Origin of the sequence: Enterococcus sp. DIV2384, assembly GCF_050534975.1 — a bacterium.
Classification (GTDB): domain Bacteria; phylum Bacillota; class Bacilli; order Lactobacillales; family Enterococcaceae; genus Enterococcus; species Enterococcus faecalis.
On the sequence record NZ_CP172905.1, the window covers coordinates 1,159,590 to 1,184,659 of the forward strand.

The window sequence follows — 25,070 nt, forward strand, 5'->3', positions numbered from 1 at the left end:
GAGGGCTTATTTATGAAACCATATGTTTATGTAATCAGTGATATTCATGGACAAGCAGATTTGTTTGATGCCTTACTCACAGACTATGACCCAGTCGAGCATCAGCTAGTTTTAATTGGTGATTTAAACGACCGTGGTCCGCATTCTAAAGCCTGTTTTCTCAAAGGAAAAGAACTTGTCGAGCAACACGGCGCTGTTTATTTACGAGGCAATCATGAAGAATATTTTTTGCAGTTTCTTCAAAATCCAGAGGACTGGTTTGCAGGATATGTTCGCAATGGTGGCAAGGAAACAATTGAAAGCCTCTTGCATCCAGGAGCTACTGCAGAATACTCACCAACAGAAATGGCCTTAATGATCCGTAGTCGCTATCCAGAGTTAATTGATTTTTTAACAAAACGACCGCTTTATTTTGAATGGCAGCATTACTTATTTGTGCATGCTGGGGTTGATTTAACGATGGAAGATTGGCGGCAAACAGCACCTAAGGATTTTTTGTGGATTCGCGAACCCTTTCATCAAGGGAAAAATAATACAGGCAAGACCATTGTTTTTGGTCATACCATTACTCCGATGTTACATGGTGATATGCAGACCACGGACCTTTGGCAAAGTGATGGAAAAATTGGGATAGATGGTGGTGCTATTTTTGGCGGCTCTGTACATGGTGTGATTTTTAATGAAAAAGGCATTGTCCAAGATATCGAATATCAAAAACGCACCCCTGCGTGGCAACCAGAATTTTGATTCCTTAATCGCACGAATCAGTTACCTCACTTCTATATTTAGAAGCAAAAATATGCTAAAATAGATAAGTATGCATAAGAAAAGAGGTATCTAGTTAATGGCAGAAGCTTATAACGAAGAAGTAGTAGCGCTACTTCAAAAAGAATTGACAACGTATCGTTCAAAACAAATAACAACGGTTTTAACTTTATTAAATGAAGGAAATACAGTTCCTTTTATTGCCCGTTACCGGAAAGAAATGACTGGAAGTTTAGATGAAGTCCAAATCCGTGAAATAGAAGAACGTTATCATTATTTACAAAACTTGAAAAAGCGGAAAGAAGAAGTTCTCCGTTTAATTGAAGAGCAAGGAAAACTAACAAAAGAACTCAAAACAGATATTCAAAAAGCAGTAAAAATGCAACAAGTGGAAGATTTATATCGACCATATAAACAAAAACGTCGGACTAAAGCGACTATCGCGAAAGAAAAAGGGTTGGAACCATTAGCAGATTGGTTGCTCTCTTTACCTGAAAACGCGGATATCTTAGCTAAAGCGGCTACTTTTATTAATGAAGAAAAAGAAGTTGCAACCGCCGAGATAGCCTTGCAAGGTGCTCATGAAATTTTAGCAGAACGTATTAGCGATGAACCAAAATACCGAACATGGTTACGTGATTATATGGTTAAACATGCGCAATACGTTAGCGTAGTTAAGGATGAAGAAAAAGACGAAAAGCGGACCTATGAAATGTATTACGATTTTGCAGAACCAGTTAGCAAAATGGTGCCGCACCGTGTCTTAGCAACGAATCGTGGTGAAAAAGAAGACATTCTAAAGGTTTCCCTTGTCGCTGATGAAACAAAAATTAATGATTATTTCCAACGTCAACTAATCGGCAAACAAGCAACAAGCTTAGCTGCTCCATACATTGAGGCTGCTTATTTAGATAGCTATAAACGATTCATTGGACCAGCGATTGAACGGGAGATTCGCAATGAATTAACAGAAAAAGCTGATGAACAAGCGATTGCAATTTTCGGTGAAAATTTACGTAATTTATTATTACAGTCACCACTTAAAGGAAAAGTTGTTCTAGGATTTGACCCGGCTTATCGGACAGGTTGTAAATTAGCAGTTGTCGATGAAACGGGTAAAGTTTTAGCAATTCAAGTGATTTATCCACATAAACCAGCGACTGCTGCGAAACGTGAAGCCGCTGGTCCAGCCTTTAAAAAAATCATTGAAGACTATCAAGTGGACATGGTAGCTATTGGAAACGGAACGGCAAGTCGTGAATCTGAATTGTTTGTGGCAGAGCAATTAAAAGCGGTGAAGCGTGACGTCTTTTACGTGATTGTTAATGAAGCAGGGGCTTCCGTTTACTCTGCGAGTGAAGTGGCTCGTAAAGAGTTTCCTGATTTACAAGTTGAAGAACGAAGTGCGGTCAGCATTGCACGTCGTTTACAAGATCCGCTGGCAGAATTAGTAAAAATTGATCCCAAAGCAGTCGGGGTTGGTCAATATCAGCATGACGTATCGCAAAAACGTCTTGCCGAGCAATTGGATTTTGTTGTAGAAACTGCGGTAAACCAAGTTGGTGTTGATGTGAATACAGCGAGTGCTCAACTTTTACAACATATTTCTGGCTTAAATAAAACAACGGCGCAAAACTTAGTCACTTATCGTGATGAAAATGGTGTCTTTACAGCACGAAATCAAGTCAAAAAAGTACCTCGTTTAGGACCAAAAGCATTTGAACAAGCAATTGGCTTTTTACGAATTCCTAATGGCAAAAATGTGTTAGATAACACTGGCATTCACCCAGAAAGTTATCCAGTAGCACAAGCAATTTTAGAAAAAGCAGAGATTGCTTCTAAAGAATTAGGGACAGCAGAAGCTATCGAAAAATTGAAACAGTTACCAGTGAATCAATTAGCTACTGAGTTAGAAGTAGGTTCAGAAACACTCACAGATATTATTGCTAGTTTAATCCAACCAGGTCGTGATATGCGCGATGAGATGTCAGCGCCACTTTTACGTAAAGACGTGTTGACGATGGAAGATTTGAAACCAGGAATGGAAATGCAAGGGACTGTTCGAAATGTAATTGACTTTGGTGCGTTTGTCGATATTGGTGTGAAGCAAGATGGCTTAGTTCACATTTCTAAGTTAAGTACTAAATTTGTTAAGCACCCAACGGATGTTGTTGCGGTGGGGGATGTAGTCACAGTTTGGGTAGAAGATGTTGACTTGAAAAAGGGGCGTATTAGTTTAACCATGTTGCCTCGGGCTGATAGAAAAGAGTAACAATGAAAGAGTCTCAACCAGTCTTGATGACAGATCAAGCGCTTCAAACGCTAGTGGAAAAAATTTCAATCGTATTTTTTCAGAAACCTTTTCTGCATCAAGCTACATTTAATCGGCGGTTAAAAACTACGGGCGGTCGCTATCATTTAGCTTCGCATCACCTGGATTTTAATCCAACTGTCTTTTTAAAGTATGGACAAGAGGAACTGGAAAAAGTCATTAAGCATGAGTTATGTCACTATCATTTACATTTAGCTGGCAAAGGCTATCAGCATAAAGATAAGGACTTTAAAGAGTTATTGGCTAAGACTGGCGGTGCCCGTTATGCACCGCCTCTAGTAGAACGGAAAAAAGCAGTTTTCCATCAGTACCAATGTCAGTCTTGTGGAGAAGTCATCCTCAGAAAACGACGAATTGATACGACACGATATGTCTGCGGAAAATGTCATGGGCGTTTGTCCTGGCAAGCGAAAAAAGAACAAATCTAACAATTCTGGTCTTTGTTATCTTGACAAAGACCAGTAATTATTTTAGGATAAATAAGTGCTCTTAAAATGCAGATGTGTTGGAATTGGCAGACAAGCATGATTGAGGGTCATGTGGACAGATGTCCGTGTGGGTTCGAGTCCCATCATCTGCATCAACTAGTATAACAAGAGGTCGGGACAGAAGTGTTTAACTCCGAGAAATAAGAAGGAATTTCCGAAAATTGTTCTTTAATTTTTGGAGAATTTCGGCTTATTTCCGAAGAAGTTGCTTCTGTTCCCACCGTTTATCAGTTTTTGAGCGTGGAGCAAAAATCCAAAGTGATTTTTGTCCCACGCTCTTGTTTATTACGGAAAAACCATCAATTTTTTATTAAATTCTGATATTTATTATTGCTTTTTCATTATAGTTGGCGTAACTTTAGAGTATAAATTTGTGAAGCGAGGGAGTCCGTGTGAGAAATTTTAAAAAATCCGATAAATTAAATAACGTAAGTTACGATGTCCGTGGTCCTGTTTTAGAAGAAGCAGAACGCATGCAAGAAGAGGGCATACGTATTTTGAAATTAAATACAGGGAATCCAGCGCCATTTGGTTTTGATGCCCCAAATGAAATTGTGCGCGACATGATTGTAAATGTTCGCGATTCAGAAGGTTATTCCGATTCAAAAGGTATTTTTTCTGCAAGAAAAGCGATTGAACAATATTGCCAATTAAAAAAATTTCCTAATGTAACGATTAATGATATTTACACTGGTAATGGCGTGAGTGAATTAATTACCATGTGTATGCAAGGCTTGTTAAATAACGGCGATGAAGTACTTGTGCCAATGCCAGACTATCCTCTATGGACTGCGTCTGTTTCTTTGGCAGGCGGTACGCCCGTTCATTATATTTGTGATGAGCAAGCAGAATGGTATCCAGACATTGATGATATAAAATCAAAAATAACTTCGAATACAAAAGCAATCGTTATTATAAATCCAAATAATCCGACTGGTGCTTTATATCCGAAAGAGTTATTACTAGAAATTGTCGAAGTGGCACGTCAAAATGATTTAATTATTTACTCCGATGAAATTTATGATCGTTTGGTCATGGACGGTTTGGTTCATGTACCAATTGCTACATTAGCACCTGATTTATTTGTCGTAACATTGAATGGTTTGTCAAAATCACATCGAGTGGCAGGCTTCCGATGCGGTTGGATGGTGTTAAGTGGAGATAAATCACGAGTAAAAGGGTATATCGAAGGGCTAAATATGCTTGCTTCCATGCGGTTATGCTCGAATGTGTTGTCACAACAAATCATTCAAACCGCATTAGGCGGCTATCAAAGTGTCGATGATTTACTTTTACCAGGTGGCAGAATTTACGAACAACGAGAATTTATTTACAATGCGATAAATGATATTCCTGGTTTATCAGCCGTGAAGCCTAAAGCAGCTTTCTATATTTTCCCGAAAATTGATACGGCCAAATTTGACATTTATGATGATGAAAAATTTGTTTTAGATTTCTTACACAAACATCATATTTTATTAGTCCATGGTGGTGGGTTCAACTGGCAACAACCAGATCACTTCCGTATTGTTTATTTACCGAAGATGGAAGACTTAAAAACTACAGCAGATAAAATGCGTGAATTTTTAAGTACCTACAAACAAAAATAAAAGAACTACCAAAAAATAGCCTCTAACGAAGCTATTTTTTGGTAGTTCTTGTTTTATCAACAATACTATTCTGCGGTTTCACATGCTTTTTTACTAATAATCATTCGGTTGGTATATTTTTCTTCCATATCAGGACTAGGATTTGCTACTACGATGAGATAAGAATTTTCATACTCCTTCTCCACAAAGCCTGAATAATTTGTTTTTTCCCAAATGAAGTGAACCTTTTTCTCTTCGGCCATACAATAACACTCCTTTTTAATAAAAATGAACCTATTTATTTTCTAAGAAAACCTTAGATAATGTTCTTGCAGTATATTATGCAATAAAGTACAATAAAAGCATAATGCGAATTCGCATATTTTGACAAAATCCCCATTTTGCAAGGAAAATGGCCGATATAAATAGGAGCTATTGTGATGAATTCTTTAGGTGCAGTTATTAAAGAAATTAGAAAAAATAGAAAATTGACACAGAAAATGTTATCAGAAGACATCTGTTCGCAAAGTGTTTTAAGCCGCATTGAAAACAATGAAGAGTTGCCAAACGTTCTCGTAATGCAACAACTTTGTGATCGTTTAGGTGTGACTGTTGACCAGATTATGCGTTATAAATCTGGTGATGTGCACGTTGTTACGTATTCATTTGAAAAAATGGCTGAATATTTTCGCCATAAAAAATATCAATTATTATTAAATTATTTAAAGGAAAATCGTATTGAAGAACAATTGTATTTAGATACGGACTGGCAAAAATATTATTATTATTTAGGTAGTTGTGAATTGTTTGTTCTAAATGATTACGAAAAAGCTATTGCTAGTTTGCGTAAAGGATTATCTTTCACCTATAAAGCCGATAAATTAAATGTTTCTGATTTAGAGATTCAATTAATTAGTTGTCTAGGTGCTACTTATGGTTACATGGGCAATCGAGTAGAGGCAGAACGATTTTTAAGTTTGAGTATTCATTATTTTAATCAATTGCCAAATGAACGCAGTAATGCAGAGTTAACGAAAATATTTTTTAATTATGCTGATTTCTTATTCAAAAATTATACAGAAAAAGATGCCGAAATTTATGTGGATCAAGGAATTACTTGGGCTCGCAAAAAAAATAGTTATTATTATTTAAGTGAATTATTAAATCTAAAATATTTAGTTTTAATGAGAAAGAATAAACATGAAGAAGCGGAACGTTATCTGAACTTAGCACAACAAATGAAAAATGTGGAAAGTGGCAATCTTTAAAAAATCCTCAGAATTGCTTAAAAGGTCTACACCATTTCTTGACTTTTGTACTGATTAAGAGTACTTTTGAAGTAAGTAAAATAAAGAAAGAAGGATGAAGATGAAAACATTTATCTTTGCAGACAAGTTCTTTTTAAAAAGCGATGTTAAAGGACCTGGTTATTTAGAAATCACGGATGGTATCTTTGGTAATTATACAAAAGATGAACCGCAAGGGGACGTAAAAATTATTCGTGAGGAAGGCAAATGGATTGCCCCAGGTTTAGTCGATACTCATATTCATGGTTACATGAATCATGACGTAATGGATAACGATGCAGAAGGCATTAAAGTGATGTCTGAAGGCTTATTATCTTGTGGTGTAACTTCATTTTTACCAACAACGTTAACGTCAAGTAAAGAACGTTTAACAGACGTTGCACGTACGATTGGTCAAGTCTACCAAGAAGTACCTGGTGCAAAAATTCAAGGGATTTACTTTGAAGGACCTTTCTTTACTGAAGAACATAAAGGCGCACAAAATCCAAGTTATTTTGGAGATCCAGACCTTGATACATTCCACGAATGGCAAGAAGCTTCAGGCGGAATTATTAAGAAAATTGCGTTGGCACCAGAACGTAATGGGGTGAAAGAATTTGTTGAAACCGTTACAGATGAAGGTGTCGTTGTTGCTTTAGGCCATAGTAATGCGACCTTAGAAGAAGCTGATGTGGCAGTTGAAGCAGGCGCTAGCGTTTTTGTTCATGCATATAATGGGATGCGTGGCTTAAATCACCGTGAACCAGGGATGGTTGGTGCATTGTTAACGTTACAACACGTTTTCTCTGAATTAATTTGTGATGGACACCATGTACATCCGCAAGCGGCTGAAGTATTGATGGAAAAAGCGGGCCATGATCACGTTGCGTTAATTACAGACTGCATGATGGCTGGCGGTATGCCAGATGGCAACTACAATTTAGGTGAATTTCCTGTTGTGGTAGCAGAAGGAACGGCTCGTTTGGATACTGGGAACTTAGCAGGTAGTATTTTAAAACTAAAAGAAGCAATTAAAAATGTAGTTGATTGGGGTATTGCAACACCTGCACAAGCAATTATGATGGCTTCATTAGTTCCTGCGATCAGCTGTAAAATTGATGATCAATGCGGCATGATTGCAAATGGTCGTGATGCTGACTTTATCGTATTAGAACCAACCATGGAATTAGCAGCTACTTATTTAGATGGCGTTGAACGTTATCGAGCATAAGACACAAGAAAAAGCTTGCGGAAATTTATCCGCAAGCTTTTTTTATAATTCTTTTGGTAAAATCGCAGAAGTGATTTCTTTGTTCTCGTAGGCAATAAAAAAATCGATTAATTGCTTGTCAAATTGCTCAATATCCTCTTTGTAAAGGGAGCTAGGAATCACAAAGGTTTGCTCTAGGGTGCCTGCTAGATAATCGCCATCTAAACTTTGGGCGACAACTAAAAATTCTTGTTCGCGCCAATGTTCCACATCTGTTTCAGAAATGGTTTCCGGAGAGGCTAAAAATTTACAATTTTCGACAAACTGTTCATCAATTTCTTCACTGAAAGTTAATTCAGCATCCTCTTCTTGAGGTTGAGAGAGGATTGCTTGCAAAAATGTTTGTGGTTTTGCATCGGGTAATGTTTCTTTTAGCTGTTCAAAATCCAATGAAAGTTCCTCCTTATTGTTTGTTTAAAATAGTTACTGAAAAATCAATGGGTGAATTTGTTTTAAGGCTTTTGGCTTCTAAGATGATTTTTTCAGCCAACAAATCGTTTCCGTTATATACAGGTGTCACGCGATAGCGAACAGTTTCTCCGCGATCAAGAGCTGCCCGAATCTGATTTTCATATTTCGTCATATAAGGAGTGTTGACAGGATTCTGATACAAGGTGGTTAAGTTACGTGGATCATCACCACTGCCTCCCATTTGACGGCCGATTAGGTGGCCACGCGAATGATTAGCTTTTCCTGAAATGAAACCAGCTGGTCGAATATCTTTATTAGCGGAAGTTCCTGTATTGACCATTGCGGGTTTTAATAGCGCATCAGCGCCTGTCGCTCGTTTTAGACGATCTAGAGAATGATAAGTAATCCAGCCGTTTGAGTTATCCTTTAATTCCTCTGCTGAAAATGTGGCTTTACCATTTTCAATGGGTCCGGGATTATCTCCTTTAGGTGCTGGTGTGCTTGAAGGGGTGGTTGTTTGTGGTTGAACATTAAATAAATCTTGTAAAGCATCAGGAACTTTAACGCCAACCGCGCCTAAAATTAAAATGATTAATGCGCCAATCAGCATGATGGTTGAATTAAATGGTGGTTTCTTCTTTCTGTTTGCCATAACGTGCTCCTCTAATTTTATACTTGCAATAGTCCAAATTTAAGTGGACCATCTTTTCTATTATACGTAAATTTGCTAAAAAATCAAAAAAGGCTTTTCTTTGAAAGACTTGTTTTCTCAGATATGTTACTATTTTAATGTAGAAGGGAAGGGATAGTGGATGGCCTATATTGAAGTCAAAAATGAATACAAGCGTTACCAAATGGGAGAGACAACTATTACTGCGAATGACGGCATTTCTTTTGAAGTGGAAAAAGGAGAAGTAGCGGTTATTTTAGGCCCCAGCGGTGCTGGAAAATCAACTGTTTTAAATATTCTTGGTGGAATGGACAGCTGTGATGAAGGGGAAATTATTATTGATGGCACAGATATCGCTCAGTTTTCAGAGAAACAATTAACCACTTATCGACGCAATGATGTCGGGTTTGTTTTCCAATTTTACAATTTAGTCCCAAATTTAACAGCAAAAGAAAATGTCGAATTGGCTTCGCAAATCGTTGCGGATGCGTTGGATTCGACCACTGTTTTACAATCGGTGGGTTTAGGGGAACGTTTAGATAATTTTCCAGCGCAACTTTCTGGTGGTGAACAACAACGAGTGACCATCGCCCGTGCGATTGCTAAAAAGCCCAAGTTACTTTTATGTGATGAACCGACAGGAGCGCTGGATTATGAAACAGGGAAACAAATTTTAACCATTTTGCAAAACACTGCTCGTGAAACAGGAACGACCGTCTTAATTATTACCCATAATTCAGCCATTGCAGAAATGGCCGATCGGGTAATTCGAATTAATGATGCGAAAGTTCGTGAAATGACTGTGAATGATCAGCCTAAATTGGTTGCTGAAATTGAATGGTAGGTGCCTAAAATGAAGAAAACAGCGCTAATTAAAACAAGCTTACGTGAAATTAGACAATCTACTACACGGTTTTTATCGATTATGGGGATTATTTTCCTTGGTGTAATGGTCTTTGTTGGTTTGAAAGCTACTGGCCCAGATATGATTAAAACCGCGAATAATTATTACCAGAAAGAGCAGCTTCCAGATGCGCGAATAATTTCTACAATGGGACTGGAAAAGAAAGATTTAACAACACTACAGTCTTTAAAAGATGTCGAAACAGTTGTGCCGCGGTATACAATAGATGCCACGATTGGGCCGCAAAATAATGCAGTAAAATTGTTTGGCTATCGAAAAAATCAAGCAGGATCGGTTAACTATCAAGTAGTTGACGGTCGGTTACCTAAACAAACAAATGAAATTGCATTAGATACATTAGCGAAAACTAGATATGACTATAAAATGGGTGATAAAATCACTTTAAACGATGCAGCGATTAAAGAAAAAGGACTGACACAAACTCATTTTACTGTTGTCGGATTTATCAATTCACCAGAATATATTGATAATACATCCAGGGGAACCACAACGGTCGGTTCTGGAACGTTAAACTTTTTTGGCGTGGTTTCGGAAAAAGCCTTTGACAGTCAACTGTATCCAGAATTGCTAATCTCATTTCGTTCATTAAAACATCAAAATACGTATTCCTCTGATTATGAAAAGAAAAGAGAGCAGGCCTTAAATCAAGTAAAAGAGACACTGAAAAATCGGCCAGAAGAACAGGTTGCGGCTCTGCGTGATTCGGCTCAGCCGGACATTAACCAAGGTCGGCAAGCGCTGGAAACGGGAAAACAAGCACTTGCGCAGTTGGAGCAACAACCAGGAATTCCAGCTGAGATGCTTGAAAAGCAAAAAGACGAATTAGCTAAACAAGAACAACTGTTGGCTGAAAAAGAAACAGAGCTAGCCAATTTGAAAGCCCCGACGTATTATTATTTTACCAGGGAAGACAATCCAGGATTTTCTGAATATCAAGATAATGCTGATCGGATTTCTTCTTTAGCCACGCTGTTCCCGTTGTTCTTTTTCCTAATTGCGGCATTAGTCAGCTTAACTACCATGACACGTATGGTGGAAGAAAAAAGAATGGAAATTGGTAGTTTGAAAGCTTTAGGTTATCGTAATCGTGAAATTGCTTCGATTTTTATTACCTATGCAACGGTTGCCAGCCTAACAGGTGCATTATTAGGATTGACAGTTGGCTATTATCTATTCCCTAAAATAATTTTTGATGCCTACGGTCAAATGTACAATATTCCTGATTTAGTTACACCGTGGTACTTAAATTACAGTTTATGGGGCATCATTGTAGCCTTAGCTTGTACTGTGGGAGCGGCCTTAGTGACATTAAGAATCGATTTATTAAGTACCCCAGCTACCTTGCTAAGACCCAAAGCGCCGAAAGCAGGCCAACGGATTTTATTAGAACGAATCCGCCCTTTATGGCAACGCATGAGCTTTATTCAAAAAGTGACCGCTAGAAATCTGTTCCGCTATAAACGACGGATGCTGATGACTGTTATCGGAATAGCTGGTTGTATGGGGCTGTTAATTGTTGGTTTTGGTTTACGCGATTCAATTGTGGATGTCGCTACAATTCAATTCAATAAAATCTGGCATTATCAAGCAGTCGTGACTTTTAAAGAGCAAACAACAGCTGAAGAGACAAAAGAGTATCAAGAAACGTTGCGCAAACTGGATGGTTTGAATAAAACAATTCCGTTATATTCAGAAATCTTTAAAACGAAGGGCAAAGGCGCACCAACTCAAAATATTACTCTTTATGTGCCACAAGATCCTTCGAAAATGACTGATTTTCAGTTATTTAATGATCGAGTCACTGGAGAAAAATATTCCCTCAACGATGACGGTGTAATCATTAATGAAAAATTAGCTAAATTATTTGGCTATAAAGTCGGAGATCAATTAAATTTAGAAAATAGTGATAATCAAACCTATCACGTGAAAATTGCCGCGATTGCAGAGAACTACACGGGTCATTTTGTCTATATGACGCCGAAACTCTACCAGACGATGACGAAACAGAAGCCGGAGTATAATACAGAATTCCTACTTTTTGACAAAAAGTTATCCTCAAAACAAGAAACCTCAATCGGAGAGGCGTTGACAAAACAGCCGAAAGTGTTGAATATTACGTTTTTAACTGCGATGAAAGGTTCGTTTGATGATATGCTGAAAAGCCTTGATATTGTCATTTGGGTACTAATTGCTGTTTCTGGTTCTTTAGCGTTAATTGTGTTATATAATTTAACCAACATTAATGTTTCTGAACGGATTCGAGAACTTTCCACGATTAAGGTTTTAGGATTTTACGATCGTGAAGTCACTACCTATGTTTACCGTGAAAACATTATTTTAACGTTCATTGGTATTATTGTTGGCTGTTTCTTTGGGAAAATTTTGCATCAGTATATTTTAGCAACCGTTGAAGTTGATTTAATTATGTTTTCGCCAATTATTCATTGGCCAAGTTATCTATATTCCGCAGTCATCACCATGTGTTTCACGTTGTTTGTGATGGTCATTATGCATCGGAAATTGAAGAAAATCAATATGATTGAAGCGTTAAAATCAAATGAATAGCACATTTTAAAAACGAGGAGTCCGTAGAAGTTCGATAATTCTAGGACTGCTCGTTTATTGCTGCTTCTTTTATTAAGAAAAAATAGGTCTTAAGATGTATCTTTTGAGATTTATTTGGAAATTACTACTCTTTTTATTTAAAAATTGGTACACTATTACTAGGTTATAGCACAGAAAGGAGTGTGGGAAAAGTGTTAGAAGGTCTACCATTGGAAACGGTTTATTTTTATGCATTAGTGGGGAGCGCGGTCCTCGCTTTTTTACTAATTATTTTTGGGGATGTTTTTAATTTTGATGGACCGGTGGACCCAATGCTGATTATTCCATGGATTGCTTTTACCTCGCTGTTTGGGTACCTTGGGGAAGAGTTAACAGCGGTGAATAGTTGGCTTATTTTAATTGTCAGTGGTATTCTTTCAACCATTATTGTTTTCTTCCTAAATTTTTATGTGTTGGTCCCTTTGAAAAATTCGGAGGCCACAATTTCTATTTCGGAAAAAGACATGGAGGGTCGTGTTGCTACTGTGATTACCCCAATTCCTGTCCGGGGAATGGGCGAGATTCAATTGAAGAGTGTCACAGGTTCGTTAAGTCGACCAGCAGCATTTTATGTGCCACAAGAAGTGGCTGCGCCAAGAGGTAGTGAGGTATTGATTATTGAATTGAAAGAACGGGTTTGTTATGTCATTCCTTACGAAGGCAGTCTAAAAATATAGAGTAGGAGAGAAGAAAATGGGGATTTTGTTACCGATTATTATTGCAGTTTTAGTATTATTAATGTTATTAATTGTGTTTGTTTCTAAATATCAGACAGCCAAACCTGATGAAGCGTTAATTATCAGCGGGAGCTATCTAGGCTCTAAAAATGTTCATGTAGACGAAGGTGGCAACAAAATTAAAATCGTTCGTGGCGGTGGTGCGTTTGTCTTACCAGTGTTCCAACGTTCAAATCGAATTAGTTTGCTTTCAAGTAAATTAGATGTTTCCACACCAGAAGTGTACACAGAACAAGGGGTTCCTGTAATGTGTGATGGGACATCAATCATTAAAATTGGTTCGTCAGTTGAAGAAATTGCGACAGCAGCGGAACAATTTTTAGGAAAAACAACAGAAGAATTAGAAAATGAAGCACGTGAAGTATTAGAAGGACATTTACGTTCGATTTTAGGTTCAATGACAGTGGAAGAAATTTACCAAAATCGTGATAAATTTAGCCAAAGTGTACAAGAAGTTGCCAGTGTTGACTTAGCTAAAATGGGCTTAGTTATTGTGTCGTTCACAATTAAAGAAGTTCGTGATAAAAATGGATACTTGGATTCATTAGGGAAACCAAGAATCGCTCAAGTTAAACGTGATGCAGATATTGCAGAAGCAGAAGCCTTGAAAGAAACTCGCATCAAAAAAGCGGAAGCAGAAAAAGAATCACAACAAGCGGAATTGCAACGTCAAACAGAAATTGCAGAAGCTTCAAAAGAAAAAGAATTGAAATTAGCATTATACAAACAAGAACAAGATATTGCCAAAGCCAAAGCAGACCAAGCCTATAACTTGGAAAGCGCGCGTGCACAACAACACGTGGTGGAACAAGAAATGGAAGTCAAAGTCGTTGAACGTCAAAAACAAATTGAGTTAGAAGAAAAAGAAATTACGCGTCGTGAAAAACAATACGACTCAGAAGTGAAGAAAAAAGCCGATGCAGATCGTTACGCACGCGAACAAGAAGCTCTTGCTCAAAAAGCACGCGAAGTGGCAGAAGCCGAAGCAGAACGCTTCAAAGTTGAAGCATTAGCCGAAGCGGAAGCCAATAAAACGCGTTTAACAGGTCAAGCGCAAGCCGAAGCTATTTTAGCTCGTGGTGCAGCGGAAGCCGAAGCCAAACAAAAGATTGCTGATGCCTTCAAAGAATATGGTGAAGCAGCTGTGTTAAGTATGGTGATGGAAATGTTACCACAATTAATGAAAGAAGCAGCACAACCATTGGGCAACATCGACAAGATTTCAGTGGTAGATACAGGCGCAGGTGGCGAAAATTCTGGCGCCAACCGTATTACCAATTATGCAACAAACTTGTTGGCTGGTACACAAGAAACACTAAAAGAAACAACGGGCCTCGACGTGAAAGAGCTAATTGAAAACTTTTCTAAAAAAGGTACCTCAAATAGCGTGAACTATCATGCAACAGAAGGTTCAGAAAAAGAATAGAAATCAGCCTTTAAGGAGTAGCGAATCGCATTTCGTTACTCCTTAATGCTGCATTGAAACGATAAACGAACAAGCTGACAGAGAAATAGCGAGTGCTTGTTTTGTTTCAAAGATTCTGATAACATAGAGTTCTTGGAGGGATAGAGATGTCAAAAAAGAATAAAGATATTGAAGTACGTGTTGAAGAAGAAAAAGCCCAATACAATGGAGCAAATGTTTTAATGAACAAATTATTTATTGGTAAAAAAGAAATCGGTCGTGTCATTCCGCAAAATGATAAAAAATTCATCATTGAAATTGATGGCAAGCAAGAAGGTACAGCAAAAAATCTGGACGAAGCCTTTGAAACAATTATTCGTCAATGGAATTTAAGTGAATAAAAAATAAATAACAATTTTTTTAAAAAAAGGGTTGCTTTTTTCTGGAAAAGATTGTATTATAACTAAGTCAGGTCGTTACAGCGACAATGACTTTTTGGAGGAATAGCGAAGTGGCTAAACGCGACGGACTGTAAATCCGTTCCTTAGGGTTCAGTGGTTCGAATCCACTTTCCTCCATTTTCTTTTTGGGGTATAGCCAAGCGGTAAGGCAACGGACTTTGACTCCGTCATGCGTTGGTTCGAATCCAGCTACCCCAGTTTTCAGAACATTTCTGGTAGAGAGATGTTCTTTTTTTGTATAATTATATAACAAAAATGAGGTAAGATTTTCCTCATGTACAGGCTAGAAAAGTTTTCATTTATATAAGAATATGCTAAAGTATTAAGAAAGAATAGTCTGGAGTTGATAAGAATGAACTTTAAAGAAAAAATTACAGAAATGGTTGAAAATGTTTACGATTTAGCACGCGATGGTAAGTATGATGTCAAAGTTGACTTAATTCCTCGTAAAAAAGGTAACATCAAAAGTGGTGTTAAAGTCACTTCTTCAAGAAATACAGCCCACAATATCAAATGGCGTTCAAAAAACTAACTCGTCTTTAACAGAAACACCGGAGCAGACAACGTTATTGTCTACTCCGGTGTTTTTATTTTTCTAATTCGATGCCTAAGACAGTTAAATGACCATTACCAACTAATTTGATAACTAATTGGGCTAAGTGGTTGGGTGTCATATCCGTTTCGCTAGTAATCCACCAATGAAGGGTACCGATGAAGATAGAGGTCATGTATTCAATAACAAAATCTATCGGTACATCAATATCATTTTCGGTAATACGCAACTGCGAAAAAATCGTCGCATATTTTTCTTCGATAATTTCAGCTAAGCGTTTTCGAAAGTGTTCGTTGAAATTATTGTCCATGATAGTTAAGAAGAAAGATTTATTCTCTTGAATATTAATGTAGAGCTGCGTCAGAAGTTCTTCAATGTGCTTCACGCGGACACGGTTGCCATTAACCAGTTGTTGCGAATCAAGAATAGCGGTAAAAGCACTAAGCGTAAAGGTGAAGATTGCATCATATAAATGCTGTTTGTCTTTAAAATGAGCATAAAAAGTCGCACGATTAATCATAGCTTCATCAGCAATATCCTGAATCGTCACCGCTTCGTAGCCTTTCGTTTCTACAAGTTTAAAAAAAGCTTCAATAATCATTTTTCTGGTTCGTTGTACTCTAAGGTCTGTTTTCTTTGCCATCATAAATTCCTTTCGAGATAGTCAACATTCGCGGAAACTTTGTTGTTTATCTCACAAAATAGGGTAAATTGCTTGTTGCAAATCATTTAGAACCTTTCTAAAATAGGTATATCTATTATAACAAACAGTTTGTATAATAATCAACAAACTGTTGGGAAATGAAGGGGTATTTTAATTGATGGTTATGAGAGCAGGGATTGATGTTGGCTCAACGACAGTAAAATTAGTATTTTTAAATAAACAAAATCAGCCTATTTTTACAAAATATGAACGCCATTTTTCAGATGTCAAAGCAGCAACGGAACGCATTTTAAAAGAAGGGCTAGCAAGGATCGGTGCAGACCAACCTGTGACAATGAGCATAACTGGCTCTGGTGGTATGGGGCTGGCTGAGGTATTAGGGATTCCCTTTGTTCAAGAGGTTATCGCGTGTACACGAACTGTTGAAACAATAATACCAGAAACGGATGTTGCTATTGAACTTGGCGGAGAAGATGCAAAAATCACTTTTTTTGATGGTGCTTTAGAGCAACGAATGAATGGTAGTTGTGCAGGTGGGACAGGCGCCTTCATCGATCAAATGGCTGTTTTACTTAAAACGGATGCCAATGGAGTGAATGAATTGGCGAAGAATTATCAAACTATTTATCCGATTGCTTCCCGCTGTGGGGTTTTTGCCAAAACGGATGTTCAACCTTTAATCAATGAAGGAGCAGCGAAAGAAGATATCGCGGCGAGTATTTTTCAAGCGGTAGTTAATCAAACAATCGCCGGGTTAGCTGCTGGTCGCAAAATTAAAGGTAAAGTAGCGTTTTTAGGGGGACCTTTATTTTTCATGTCAGAATTGAGAAAACGGTTTGTTGAAACCTTAGCAATTCAGCCAGAAGATGTTATTTTTCCAGAACAACCGCAACTGTTTGTAGCAATGGGTGCAGCACTTTATTCAGAAGATGCAGCCGAATGTACATTGGAAGAATTAATTCAGCGCTTAGTGAACAGCCAGGCTACTGATTTACAGCCGAGCGACACGTTACCACCGTTATTTAACAGCGCAGAAGATTTGGCAGATTTTCGAGAAAGACACGCGCAAGCTCAAGCAAAGGAGAAACCTTTATCTCAACATACTGGCGTGACCTTTTTAGGGATTGATGCAGGCTCCACAACGACAAAAGTCACATTGATTGATGAAGATGGTCATTTGTTGTTTTCTTTTTATGGTAATAACCAAGGGCAACCTTTAGAAACCACCATGACAGTACTGAAATCACTTTATCAACAACTGCCTGAAGAAGTTTTTATCGGAAAAGGGGCTGTTACAGGATATGGAGAACAGCTAATAAAAAATGCGTTAAAAGTCGATATTGGTGAAGTTGAAACGATGGCCCATTACAAAGCAGCCAACCATTTTCAGCCAGGTGTGGATTTTATTTTGGATATCGGAGGACAAGATATGAAAGCGATGACCATTAAAAATGGCGTGCTTTCCTCGATACAATTAAATGAAGCTTGTTCTTCTGGGTGCGGTTCTTTTATCGAAACCTTTGCGCAATCTTTAAAATATAATGTGAAGGATTTTGCTTTGGCGGCTTTAGAATCGCAAGCGCCTGTTGATTTAGGTTCTCGGTGTACTGTTTTTATGAACTCAAAAGTGAAACAAGTTCAAAAAGAAGGGGCCTCTGTCGGCGATATTTCTGCTGGACTATCTTATTCAGTCATCAAAAATGCCATTTATAAAGTCATTAAGGTTCGCCGACCTGAAGAGTTGGGAGAAAAGATTGTCTGCCAGGGAGGAACATTTTACAATGAAGCGGTCTTGAGAGCTTTTGAAAAAATTAGCGGTCGTGAAGTGGTTCGTCCTTCTATTGCTGGTTTGATGGGGGCCTATGGGGCAGCGCTGATTGCTTTGGACGCTTATGAAATTGGGGAAGAAACCACGCTTCTTTCTTTAGAAGAGTTAGCGGCATTTACCTCTGAAAAGGAATTTACTCATTGCGGCTTGTGTGAAAACAATTGTCAATTAACGGTCACAGTGTTTTCAGATGGGCGCCAATTTATTACGGGAAATCGCTGTGAACGTGGTGCGCGAATTAAAATTAAACGAGAAGAACGCAAAGTGAATTTGGTTGATTATAAGTACCGCAAGTTATTTAAGTACCGACCTTTGCGGGAAAATAAAGCGTTTCGTGGGCGCTTGGGTATCCCTAGAGTCCTAAACATGTATGAAAATTATCCTTTGTGGCATACATTTTTTACTGACTTAGGCTTTCGGGTCGAATTATCGCCACGTTCTAATAAGCAAATCTATGAACAAGGCCTTGAAACGATTCCCAGTGATACGGTTTGTTACCCAGCGAAAATGGCGCATGGACATATTCAAGCATTAATTGATGCGCAAGTGCCAATCATCTTTTATCCTGGTGTCGTTTTTGAACAGCAAGAAACAGTGGAAGCGGATAATCATTTTAATTGTCCAATTGTGCAAAGCTACCCAGATGTCATTCGAAATAATGTGGATGCCATCAGAGAGGGCCAAGTAGATTATCGAAATCCCTATCTTAATTTAGCGAATGAAGCTGCAGTTGCCAAAGTTTTAGCTGAAAATTTTGCTGATTTAGGGATTTCCCTAGAAGAAATTCAAACAGCGCTGCATCATGGTTATCAAGAATTAGCAGCCTTTAAAAAAGAAATTCAAGAAAAAGGCGAAGAAACGTTAGCCATGTTAACTGAAAAAGGCCAGAGAGGAATTGTCTTATCGGGACGACCGTATCACTTGGATCCAGAAATTAATCACGGCATTGCCGAAGTCATTACACAGGAAGGATTCCATGTCTTGACAGAAGACAGTATCTCGCATCTTGGAGACGTGCAGAATTTACGTGTGGTGAATCAATGGGTCTATCATTCTCGCTTATATGCGGCGGCTAAAGTAGTGGCTAAGACGAAAAATTTAGAACTTGTCCAACTGAATTCCTTTGGTTGCGGCTTAGATGCTGTGACAACCGATCAAGTAGAAGAAATCATGGATCGGTCTGGCAAAATTTATACAGTCCTCAAAATCGATGAAGGTGCGAATTTGGGCGCAATTCGTATTCGGTTGCGCTCCTTGAAAGCGGCTGTCAATGAGCGGGAGAAGCAACAGTTTGTTCCGCATATGCAAATGGAAGAGCCGGAGAAAATTGTGTTTACAAAACAAATGAAAAAAACACATACCTTACTGTTACCAATGCTTAGCCCGATTCATCAATCTGGATTAGTCGATGTAGCATTACAAGCTTCTGGGTATCATGTCGTCTGTTTGCCTGCGCAGGATAAAGAAGCCGTGAATGTCGGGTTAAAATATGTCAATAATGATGCGTGTTACCCAGCAATTATTTCTATCGGACAACTAGTCGAAGCTTTGGAAAGTGGTCAATATGATTTGGATAATGTCAGTGTCTTAATGACGCAAACAGGGGGCGGTTGTCGCGCAACGAATTACATTCCCTTATTACGAAAAGCCTTAAATGATGCTGGTTTTTCTCAAGTTCCTGTAGTTTCAGTTTCGATGGGCAATAAAGGGGTCGAATCCAATCCAGGATTTAAATTTACGTTGCCAATGATCAAACGCTTAGTGGTTGCCTTTTTATATGGTGACTTATTCGAACGAGTAGTTTATCGAACAAGACCTTATGAAACAGAAAAAGGAATGGTGGATCAACTGCACCAAGATTGGCTAAAAAGAGTGGAAGCCAATGTCCGGAATGGTTCGCTGACACAATTTAATCACTTCATGAAAAAAATTATTCGGACGTTTGATGAAATTCCTTTACAAGAGATAAAAAAACCAAAAGTCGGTGTGGTCGGGGAAATTTTAGTGAAATATTCGCCGACAGCGAATAATGATATTGTGCGTTTGCTAGAAGAAGAAGGCGCTGAAGCAGTTGTACCAGATATTGTTGGCTTTATGAACTATTCTTTGTACAATCAAATTTGGAAATACGAAAATATGGGCATGTCAAAACAAAGCAAACGTTTAGCAGAATTTGCGATAAAAATCATTGAATTGGTAGAAAAACCAATGGATAAGGCATTGAGAAAATCGGTCCGTTTTGATGGTATTCATTCCATTTATGATATGGCAGCAGACGCAAGTAAAATTTTATCAATTGGCAATCATACGGGTGAAGGTTGGTTTTTAACAGCTGAAATGATTGAGCTCTTAAAACACGAGGTGAATAACATCGTTTGTATGCAGCCGTTTGGATGTTTACCAAACCATATTGTTGGAAAAGGGGTCGTGAAAGAGCTACGACGTCAATATCCGCAAGCAAACATTGCGGCGGTGGATTATGATCCAGGGGTATCTTTGGTTAATCAGTTGAACCGAATCCGTTTGATGATGGCCACAGCGAACAAGTTGTTGAAAGAAGAAAATGTAAAAAGATAATAACTAATAGAAATTCGTTTAAAAACATTTGACTTGGTCACTTTTTACTGACTAAGCCAAATGTTTTTGTTATAAAAAGAAAGCATGCAACTAGACCAACTTTGATAAAAATTCCAATTCCTCTTTTATTTATCATTTTTTGGTTGTTTACACGGTCTATACCAGTTATAATAGAAGAGGAGATGAACGAAGAGGAGGAAGCGTAAATGGTTCAAAATATACCAATTTATATTCAAATTCACGATAAAATCAAAGAAGATATTGAAAAAGGTGTCTGGAGCATCGGGGATCGTTTGCCCTCTGAGCGAGAATTAGCCTTGAAATTTGATGTTAGTCGAATGACCTTACGCCAAGCCATCCAGACTTTAGCAGACGAAGGGATTTTAGAACGAAAAATTGGTTCAGGAACGTATGTAGCACGTAAGAAAGTTCAAGAAACAATGACAGGTACCACTAGTTTTACAGAAATTACCTTGTCTCAAAATCGCGTTCCTTCTAGTCGGACGGTGTCTTATTTTGTAGCGAAACCTAGTTCTAGTGAGATGGAAAAATTACAACTAGGTCCAGAAGATTCAATTTTACGAATGGAAAGAATTCGTTTTGCGGATGACATTCCGATTTGTTTTGAGGTGGCGAGCATTCCTTATTCATTGGTCTCGCAATATGGCAAATCTGAAATCACGAACTCTTTTTATAAAACACTTGAAGCCAAATCTGGCCACAAAATTGGCCATTCTAACCAAACAATCTCTGCTGTTCAAGCATCGGAACAGATCGCAGAATATTTAGAGATTAAACGAGGCGATGCGATTCTGCGTGTGCGCCAAGTATCCTATTTTGAAAACGGACTACCTTTTGAATATGTTCGTACGCAGTATGCAGGAAGTCGATTTGAGTTTTATTTAGAGAAGTAGAGAAATGATAAGTATAGAAAAATGCCAAGAAATAGGCTGAGGTAAGATATTTTAACCTCCAAAAGTTGTATCTGAAAAATACAATTTTTGGAGGTTATTTTTTATGAACTTATCAGGTAGAATTCAAATTAAAATTAGTGAAAGCATCTCAATTCAAATAAATATTGAATAGAGTAGCAAGTCTGAATACCAGAAAAGTGAGATGGTTTGTCCCGCTATAAATATTGTTAAAAATAAACTTATAATAGCTGCTAGTTTATTTGCTTTTATTCTTTTTTTGGCTGTAGTTCATTTTTGTCCATTTTTTATATTCTTTTTTTTAATTGATAAACCGACATAAGTAATTTGGATAAAAATATCAAAAATTCAGGTTACTGACAAACATTTAATTAGCATCTAAAAAATAATCATGTAAATTAAATGAGCAACGAAAACATCTGTTAGGGTGCTATCAATTTTTTTAAAATCTACATATGATTAAAACTTGATGCTATAATGTTACTAGTAAGGTCAATGTATACCATAGCAGTACTTGAGAAAAGTAGAAGTGTTTCTGATGTTAGATATGTGGGCTGTGTGTTGACTGATTTTCCTTTGAAGTTGAATAATAAGTTCGTGAATAATCGGAAATACTATATTTTTTCTGGTGAACAGATGGATTAGTGAAGATTGATGCTGAGCAGTCAATTGTTTTAAAAAAAGTGATTTTCAAATGGTGATAAAAGTATATTTAAAGGAACTCGAATTTTCAGAAAGTAGCTTCAAACTTAGTTTGAAAGAATAGCTTTCGGCTATAAAAAAAGTTAAAAGGAGCCTGCCATGTTACAGAAATATATAGAAATTTTAACAAGAGACGAGGCCATCTTTCGTAAAAAGCCAGATGGAACAGAAGTAAATTATTTTCTATTTCCAGAGTTTGAAATACATATAAATAGCTTGCCAGGAAAAACTGTGCAAGGTTGGCATAAACATCACGAAATCGAAGAAGTTTTACTTGTGCAGTCGGGAAAAGTGAAAGTAGAAGAGGTAGAAAATCAGCAAATTGTTTCAAGAATTTGTGCAGAAGGAGAACTTATTCGGATGCATAATAGTCTTCATCGGATTAGTAATCCTGATACGTTATCTGCATCATTCACTGTATTTCGTTTTGTTCCACAAGGGCAAAACCAACAGGAATGCTTAAAAAATGATAAAGAAGAATTCTCTGATGCGACAGTACAACGGCTTCTAAAAAATAAATGATTCGTGGTGATCGTTATTTCTAAACTTTTCTTTTCCCCCTCCTAGAAAACACAAAACCGTGGTACAATAACTTACGTAATAGACACACCTACTCCGAATGTCAAAAAAGGGCAGAAAAGTAGACAAGAAATTGTTTAAGGAGTAAAGTAAACTTACTTAAAATTTTGGGGGAAATAAAATGTATGATGTAATTATCATTGGTGCCGGTCCTGCTGGGATGACGGCAGCACTTTATGCATCACGGTCTAATCTTTCTGTATTGATGATTGAACGCGGTGCGCCTGGTGGGCAAATGAACAACACTGCTGAGGTAGAGAATTACCCAGGCTTTGATTCTATTATGGGTCCAGAATTGGCCTATAAAATGTATGAAAATGTAGAAAAATTTGGTACGGAAAATGCGTATGGCATTGTGATGGGTATTGAAGACCACGGATCCTATAAAGAAGTGATTTGTGATGACAAATCTTATGAAGCTAAAGCGGTAATTATTGCAACAGGCTGTGAACACCGAAAATTGGGTGTAAAAGGCGAAGAAGAATTTGCTGGCCGTGGTGTTTCTTATTGTGCCGTTTGTGACGGTGCCTTCTTTAAAAATAAACGCTTAGTAGTTGTTGGTGGCGGCGATTCTGCAGTTGAAGAAGCAATCTATTTAACACAATTTGCTTCTGAAGTAGTGATTGTTCACCGTCGCGATGAATTGCGTGCGCAAAAAATCATTCAAGATCGTGCCTTTGCAAATGAAAAGATTTCCTTTGTTTGGGATACAGTTGTCGAAGAAATTGTTGGCAATGAAATGGTCGTGACAGGTGTGAAAGCCCGGAATGTCAAAACAGATGAAGTTTCTGAAATTGAAGCAAACGGCGTGTTCATTTACGTGGGGCTAGATCCATTAACAGAACCATTTAAGAAAGCTGGTATTACGAATGAGGCTGGTTGGATTGAAACAGACCAAGAAATGAGAACAAAAATCCCTGGTGTTTATGCCATTGGTGATGTCCGTGAAAAAACATTGCGTCAAATCACGACAGCGGTCGGTGAAGGCGGTATCGCTGGACAACAAGTATTTAACTACATTGAAGAATTAAAATAAAAAAATGCTTTTGCCTTTATTATTAAAGGCAAAAGCATTTTTTAATAGGTTCCTTTAATGACAAAATAAGAGCCGCGAATGGTTCCAGCTAATTTTGATTTTTGACGAGCAAATTTGAATTTTCCTTCAAATTCTGCAGGGATTGCCATACCATCTGAAAGTTTAAACCCAACGGCGCGTTTGCCTTCCTCAGCTAATGTGTACATCACGTTAACTGCTAAGCCGTTTTCATAAAATACATAGGCCATTTTTATGCCATCTAAAGTGAAAGAAGAAATTTCAAGTGGCTTGTAAGGGAAATGTAACGCTCGTTCTAATAAAATTTTTTCAATCCAGGCCAATGTTTCTGGAGCTTCAGAGGCAGGGACGGTCGTAAAGCGATGTTTGTATTTATTCCAAAAATAGCGAGCTTCATTCGCTCTTAGTCCAGCAAGAGCAGGTGCCACTGGTGAACTTTCTAAACCAAGAGTGGCTACTTCTTTAAAATCAACTGTATAAACCATGAATTGATACTCCCATCTTTTCTTTTAAACTAAGTATAACGGTAGCAGGGGTAACGAACAATTATTATTGCTTAAAAGAATGAAATTGGGACAGAACGATCGGCTTCAGAAAATGTTAAGCTTTCCGAAAGCGTAGGTTCTGTCCCGAAGAGTATTTTAAGATTTGGTTATTTCGTGATAAGTTATACGCTTGTGCTTATTTATTGGCATCTAAGGTAACTTTTTCATCTGCCGTAGTTGTTTTAACATCTACTGTATAAACAAGTTTATTGTTATTTTTGGTTAACTTCCAAGTTAAAATACGTGGCGAAAGTCCTCCAACTTCTTTTTTTGCTTTGGCTAAGACGTCGTTAACAGCGCCTAAATCTTTGACTTCAGCAGCTGAAAAGGCTGTCTCGTTTTCGCCAAGTTGATTTGCTTCAGTATTTTTGGTGACTTTTCCTGTTTCAGGATTAACGTAAAGTGTTTCTGTATCGTTGGTAAAGATATAGCTGTAGTCACTTGCTGGTTCTGTATCAAATTGGACATTTACTAATGGTTTGCTGTTGCCAGCTTCTTTTTCGTAGATTTCAGCAGCTTGCTGCAAACTAACTTTGTACTTAGTATCTGTGACAGCATCTTTTCCTATGCCACAACTAGCTAAAATAAAAATAGCTCCTAAAAGTGAAAAAAATAGTAAAAATGGTTTTTTTAACATGAAATTACCTCGTTTCTTTTTATTAAGCATTCACAATCATTTAGTATACGGTGGTT

The 25,070-nt window shown here is 37.7% G+C and carries 22 protein-coding genes and 3 tRNA genes; 19 read left to right on the forward strand and 6 right to left on the reverse strand.

What is annotated here, in order from left to right; translation table 11 throughout:
* The first annotated feature begins 12 nt into the window (after positions 1-12).
* The 5 genes from IGK54_RS05750 (at position 13) to IGK54_RS05770 (ending at position 5,195) form a co-directional block, all read left to right on the forward strand.
* Positions 13-747, forward strand: a complete 735-nt coding sequence (locus IGK54_RS05750; protein WP_002377683.1) for a metallophosphoesterase family protein — start codon at positions 13-15, stop codon at positions 745-747.
* Between the two features lie 97 nt (positions 748-844).
* Entirely contained in the window at positions 845-3,037 is a 2,193-nt protein-coding gene (locus tag IGK54_RS05755) for a Tex family protein (protein WP_002366578.1), read from the forward strand.
* Positions 3,038-3,063: 26 nt separating this feature from the next.
* Entirely contained in the window at positions 3,064-3,525 is a 462-nt protein-coding gene (locus IGK54_RS05760; protein WP_002365561.1) for a SprT family protein, read from the forward strand.
* Between the two features lie 68 nt (positions 3,526-3,593).
* A tRNA-Leu gene (locus IGK54_RS05765) sits at positions 3,594-3,677 on the forward strand.
* A gap of 300 nt (positions 3,678-3,977) precedes the next feature.
* Positions 3,978-5,195 carry a pyridoxal phosphate-dependent aminotransferase gene (locus tag IGK54_RS05770; RefSeq protein ID WP_002357817.1) on the forward strand — a complete coding sequence of 406 codons (1,218 nt, stop codon included), beginning with the start codon at positions 3,978-3,980 and terminating at the stop codon, positions 5,193-5,195.
* A 65-nt stretch (positions 5,196-5,260) separates the two neighbouring features.
* Here IGK54_RS05770 and IGK54_RS05775 read toward each other — a convergent pair whose 3' ends face one another.
* Positions 5,261-5,437 (reverse strand): hypothetical protein, encoded by a 177-nt coding sequence (locus IGK54_RS05775; RefSeq protein ID WP_002357816.1) that lies wholly within the window; start codon positions 5,435-5,437, stop codon positions 5,261-5,263.
* Between the two features lie 177 nt (positions 5,438-5,614).
* On the opposite strand from IGK54_RS05775, the gene IGK54_RS05780 reads away from it, so the two are divergent.
* Positions 5,615-6,442, forward strand: coding sequence for a helix-turn-helix domain-containing protein (locus IGK54_RS05780; protein WP_002381942.1), 828 nt, complete (start codon positions 5,615-5,617; stop codon positions 6,440-6,442).
* A gap of 100 nt (positions 6,443-6,542) precedes the next feature.
* Positions 6,543-7,691: an N-acetylglucosamine-6-phosphate deacetylase gene (nagA, locus tag IGK54_RS05785; protein ID WP_002357814.1), complete on the forward strand. Its 1,149-nt coding sequence runs from the start codon at positions 6,543-6,545 to the stop codon at positions 7,689-7,691.
* 42 nt (positions 7,692-7,733) lie between these two features.
* Here the strand turns inward: nagA and IGK54_RS05790 are convergent, their stop codons facing one another.
* Together IGK54_RS05790 and IGK54_RS05795 are read right to left on the reverse strand one after the other, a co-directional pair.
* Entirely contained in the window at positions 7,734-8,120 is a 387-nt protein-coding gene (locus IGK54_RS05790; protein ID WP_002357813.1) for a hypothetical protein, read from the reverse strand.
* A 13-nt stretch (positions 8,121-8,133) separates the two neighbouring features.
* Positions 8,134-8,793: a DNA/RNA non-specific endonuclease gene (locus IGK54_RS05795; protein ID WP_002357812.1), complete on the reverse strand. Its 660-nt coding sequence runs from the start codon at positions 8,791-8,793 to the stop codon at positions 8,134-8,136.
* A gap of 160 nt (positions 8,794-8,953) precedes the next feature.
* Between IGK54_RS05795 and IGK54_RS05800 the strand changes: the two genes are divergently transcribed.
* From IGK54_RS05800 to IGK54_RS05835, 8 genes are all read left to right on the forward strand, one after another.
* The gene (locus IGK54_RS05800; RefSeq protein ID WP_002360463.1) at positions 8,954-9,655 is read left to right on the forward strand and encodes an ABC transporter ATP-binding protein; all 702 of its coding nucleotides are present in this window, start codon (positions 8,954-8,956) and stop codon (positions 9,653-9,655) included.
* Between the two features lie 9 nt (positions 9,656-9,664).
* Positions 9,665-12,301: an FtsX-like permease family protein gene (locus tag IGK54_RS05805; RefSeq protein ID WP_142956636.1), complete on the forward strand. Its 2,637-nt coding sequence runs from the start codon at positions 9,665-9,667 to the stop codon at positions 12,299-12,301.
* 182 nt (positions 12,302-12,483) lie between these two features.
* A complete protein-coding gene (locus tag IGK54_RS05810; protein WP_002357809.1) occupies positions 12,484-13,017 on the forward strand; it encodes a hypothetical protein in 534 nt (177 codons plus the stop codon).
* Between the two features lie 16 nt (positions 13,018-13,033).
* Positions 13,034-14,503, forward strand: coding sequence for a flotillin family protein (locus IGK54_RS05815; RefSeq protein WP_002357808.1), 1,470 nt, complete (start codon positions 13,034-13,036; stop codon positions 14,501-14,503).
* 146 nt (positions 14,504-14,649) lie between these two features.
* On the forward strand, positions 14,650-14,883 hold the full coding sequence (locus tag IGK54_RS05820) for a DUF2969 domain-containing protein (RefSeq protein WP_002357806.1): 234 nt from the start codon (positions 14,650-14,652) through the stop codon (positions 14,881-14,883).
* 96 nt (positions 14,884-14,979) lie between these two features.
* Positions 14,980-15,060, forward strand: a tRNA-Tyr gene (locus tag IGK54_RS05825).
* A 9-nt stretch (positions 15,061-15,069) separates the two neighbouring features.
* A tRNA-Gln gene (locus IGK54_RS05830) sits at positions 15,070-15,141 on the forward strand.
* Between the two features lie 154 nt (positions 15,142-15,295).
* Positions 15,296-15,475, forward strand: a complete 180-nt coding sequence (locus IGK54_RS05835) for a hypothetical protein (protein WP_002357804.1) — start codon at positions 15,296-15,298, stop codon at positions 15,473-15,475.
* Positions 15,476-15,530: 55 nt separating this feature from the next.
* On the opposite strand, the gene IGK54_RS05840 is transcribed toward IGK54_RS05835, so the two are convergent.
* Positions 15,531-16,142, reverse strand: coding sequence for a TetR/AcrR family transcriptional regulator (locus IGK54_RS05840; RefSeq protein WP_002357803.1), 612 nt, complete (start codon positions 16,140-16,142; stop codon positions 15,531-15,533).
* A 175-nt stretch (positions 16,143-16,317) separates the two neighbouring features.
* Between IGK54_RS05840 and IGK54_RS05845 the strand changes: the two genes are divergently transcribed.
* The 4 genes from IGK54_RS05845 to trxB all read left to right on the forward strand — a co-directional run bounded on the left by IGK54_RS05845 (position 16,318) and on the right by trxB (position 23,814).
* Entirely contained in the window at positions 16,318-20,565 is a 4,248-nt protein-coding gene (locus IGK54_RS05845; RefSeq protein ID WP_142956661.1) for a 2-hydroxyacyl-CoA dehydratase, read from the forward strand.
* Between the two features lie 206 nt (positions 20,566-20,771).
* Entirely contained in the window at positions 20,772-21,479 is a 708-nt protein-coding gene (locus IGK54_RS05850; protein WP_002357800.1) for a GntR family transcriptional regulator, read from the forward strand.
* 819 nt (positions 21,480-22,298) lie between these two features.
* Entirely contained in the window at positions 22,299-22,721 is a 423-nt protein-coding gene (locus tag IGK54_RS05855) for a cupin domain-containing protein (RefSeq protein WP_142957627.1), read from the forward strand.
* 178 nt (positions 22,722-22,899) lie between these two features.
* On the forward strand, positions 22,900-23,814 hold the full coding sequence (trxB, locus tag IGK54_RS05860; protein WP_002357780.1) for a thioredoxin-disulfide reductase: 915 nt from the start codon (positions 22,900-22,902) through the stop codon (positions 23,812-23,814).
* Positions 23,815-23,855: 41 nt separating this feature from the next.
* On the opposite strand, the gene IGK54_RS05865 is transcribed toward trxB, so the two are convergent.
* On the reverse strand, positions 23,856-24,317 hold the full coding sequence (locus tag IGK54_RS05865; protein ID WP_430603310.1) for a phage tail protein: 462 nt from the start codon (positions 24,315-24,317) through the stop codon (positions 23,856-23,858).
* Positions 24,318-24,513: 196 nt separating this feature from the next.
* Complete coding sequence (camE, locus tag IGK54_RS05870) at positions 24,514-25,014, reverse strand: plasmid sex pheromone cAM373 precursor (protein ID WP_430603311.1); 501 nt, start codon at positions 25,012-25,014, stop codon at positions 24,514-24,516.
* Positions 25,015-25,070 lie beyond the last annotated feature (56 nt).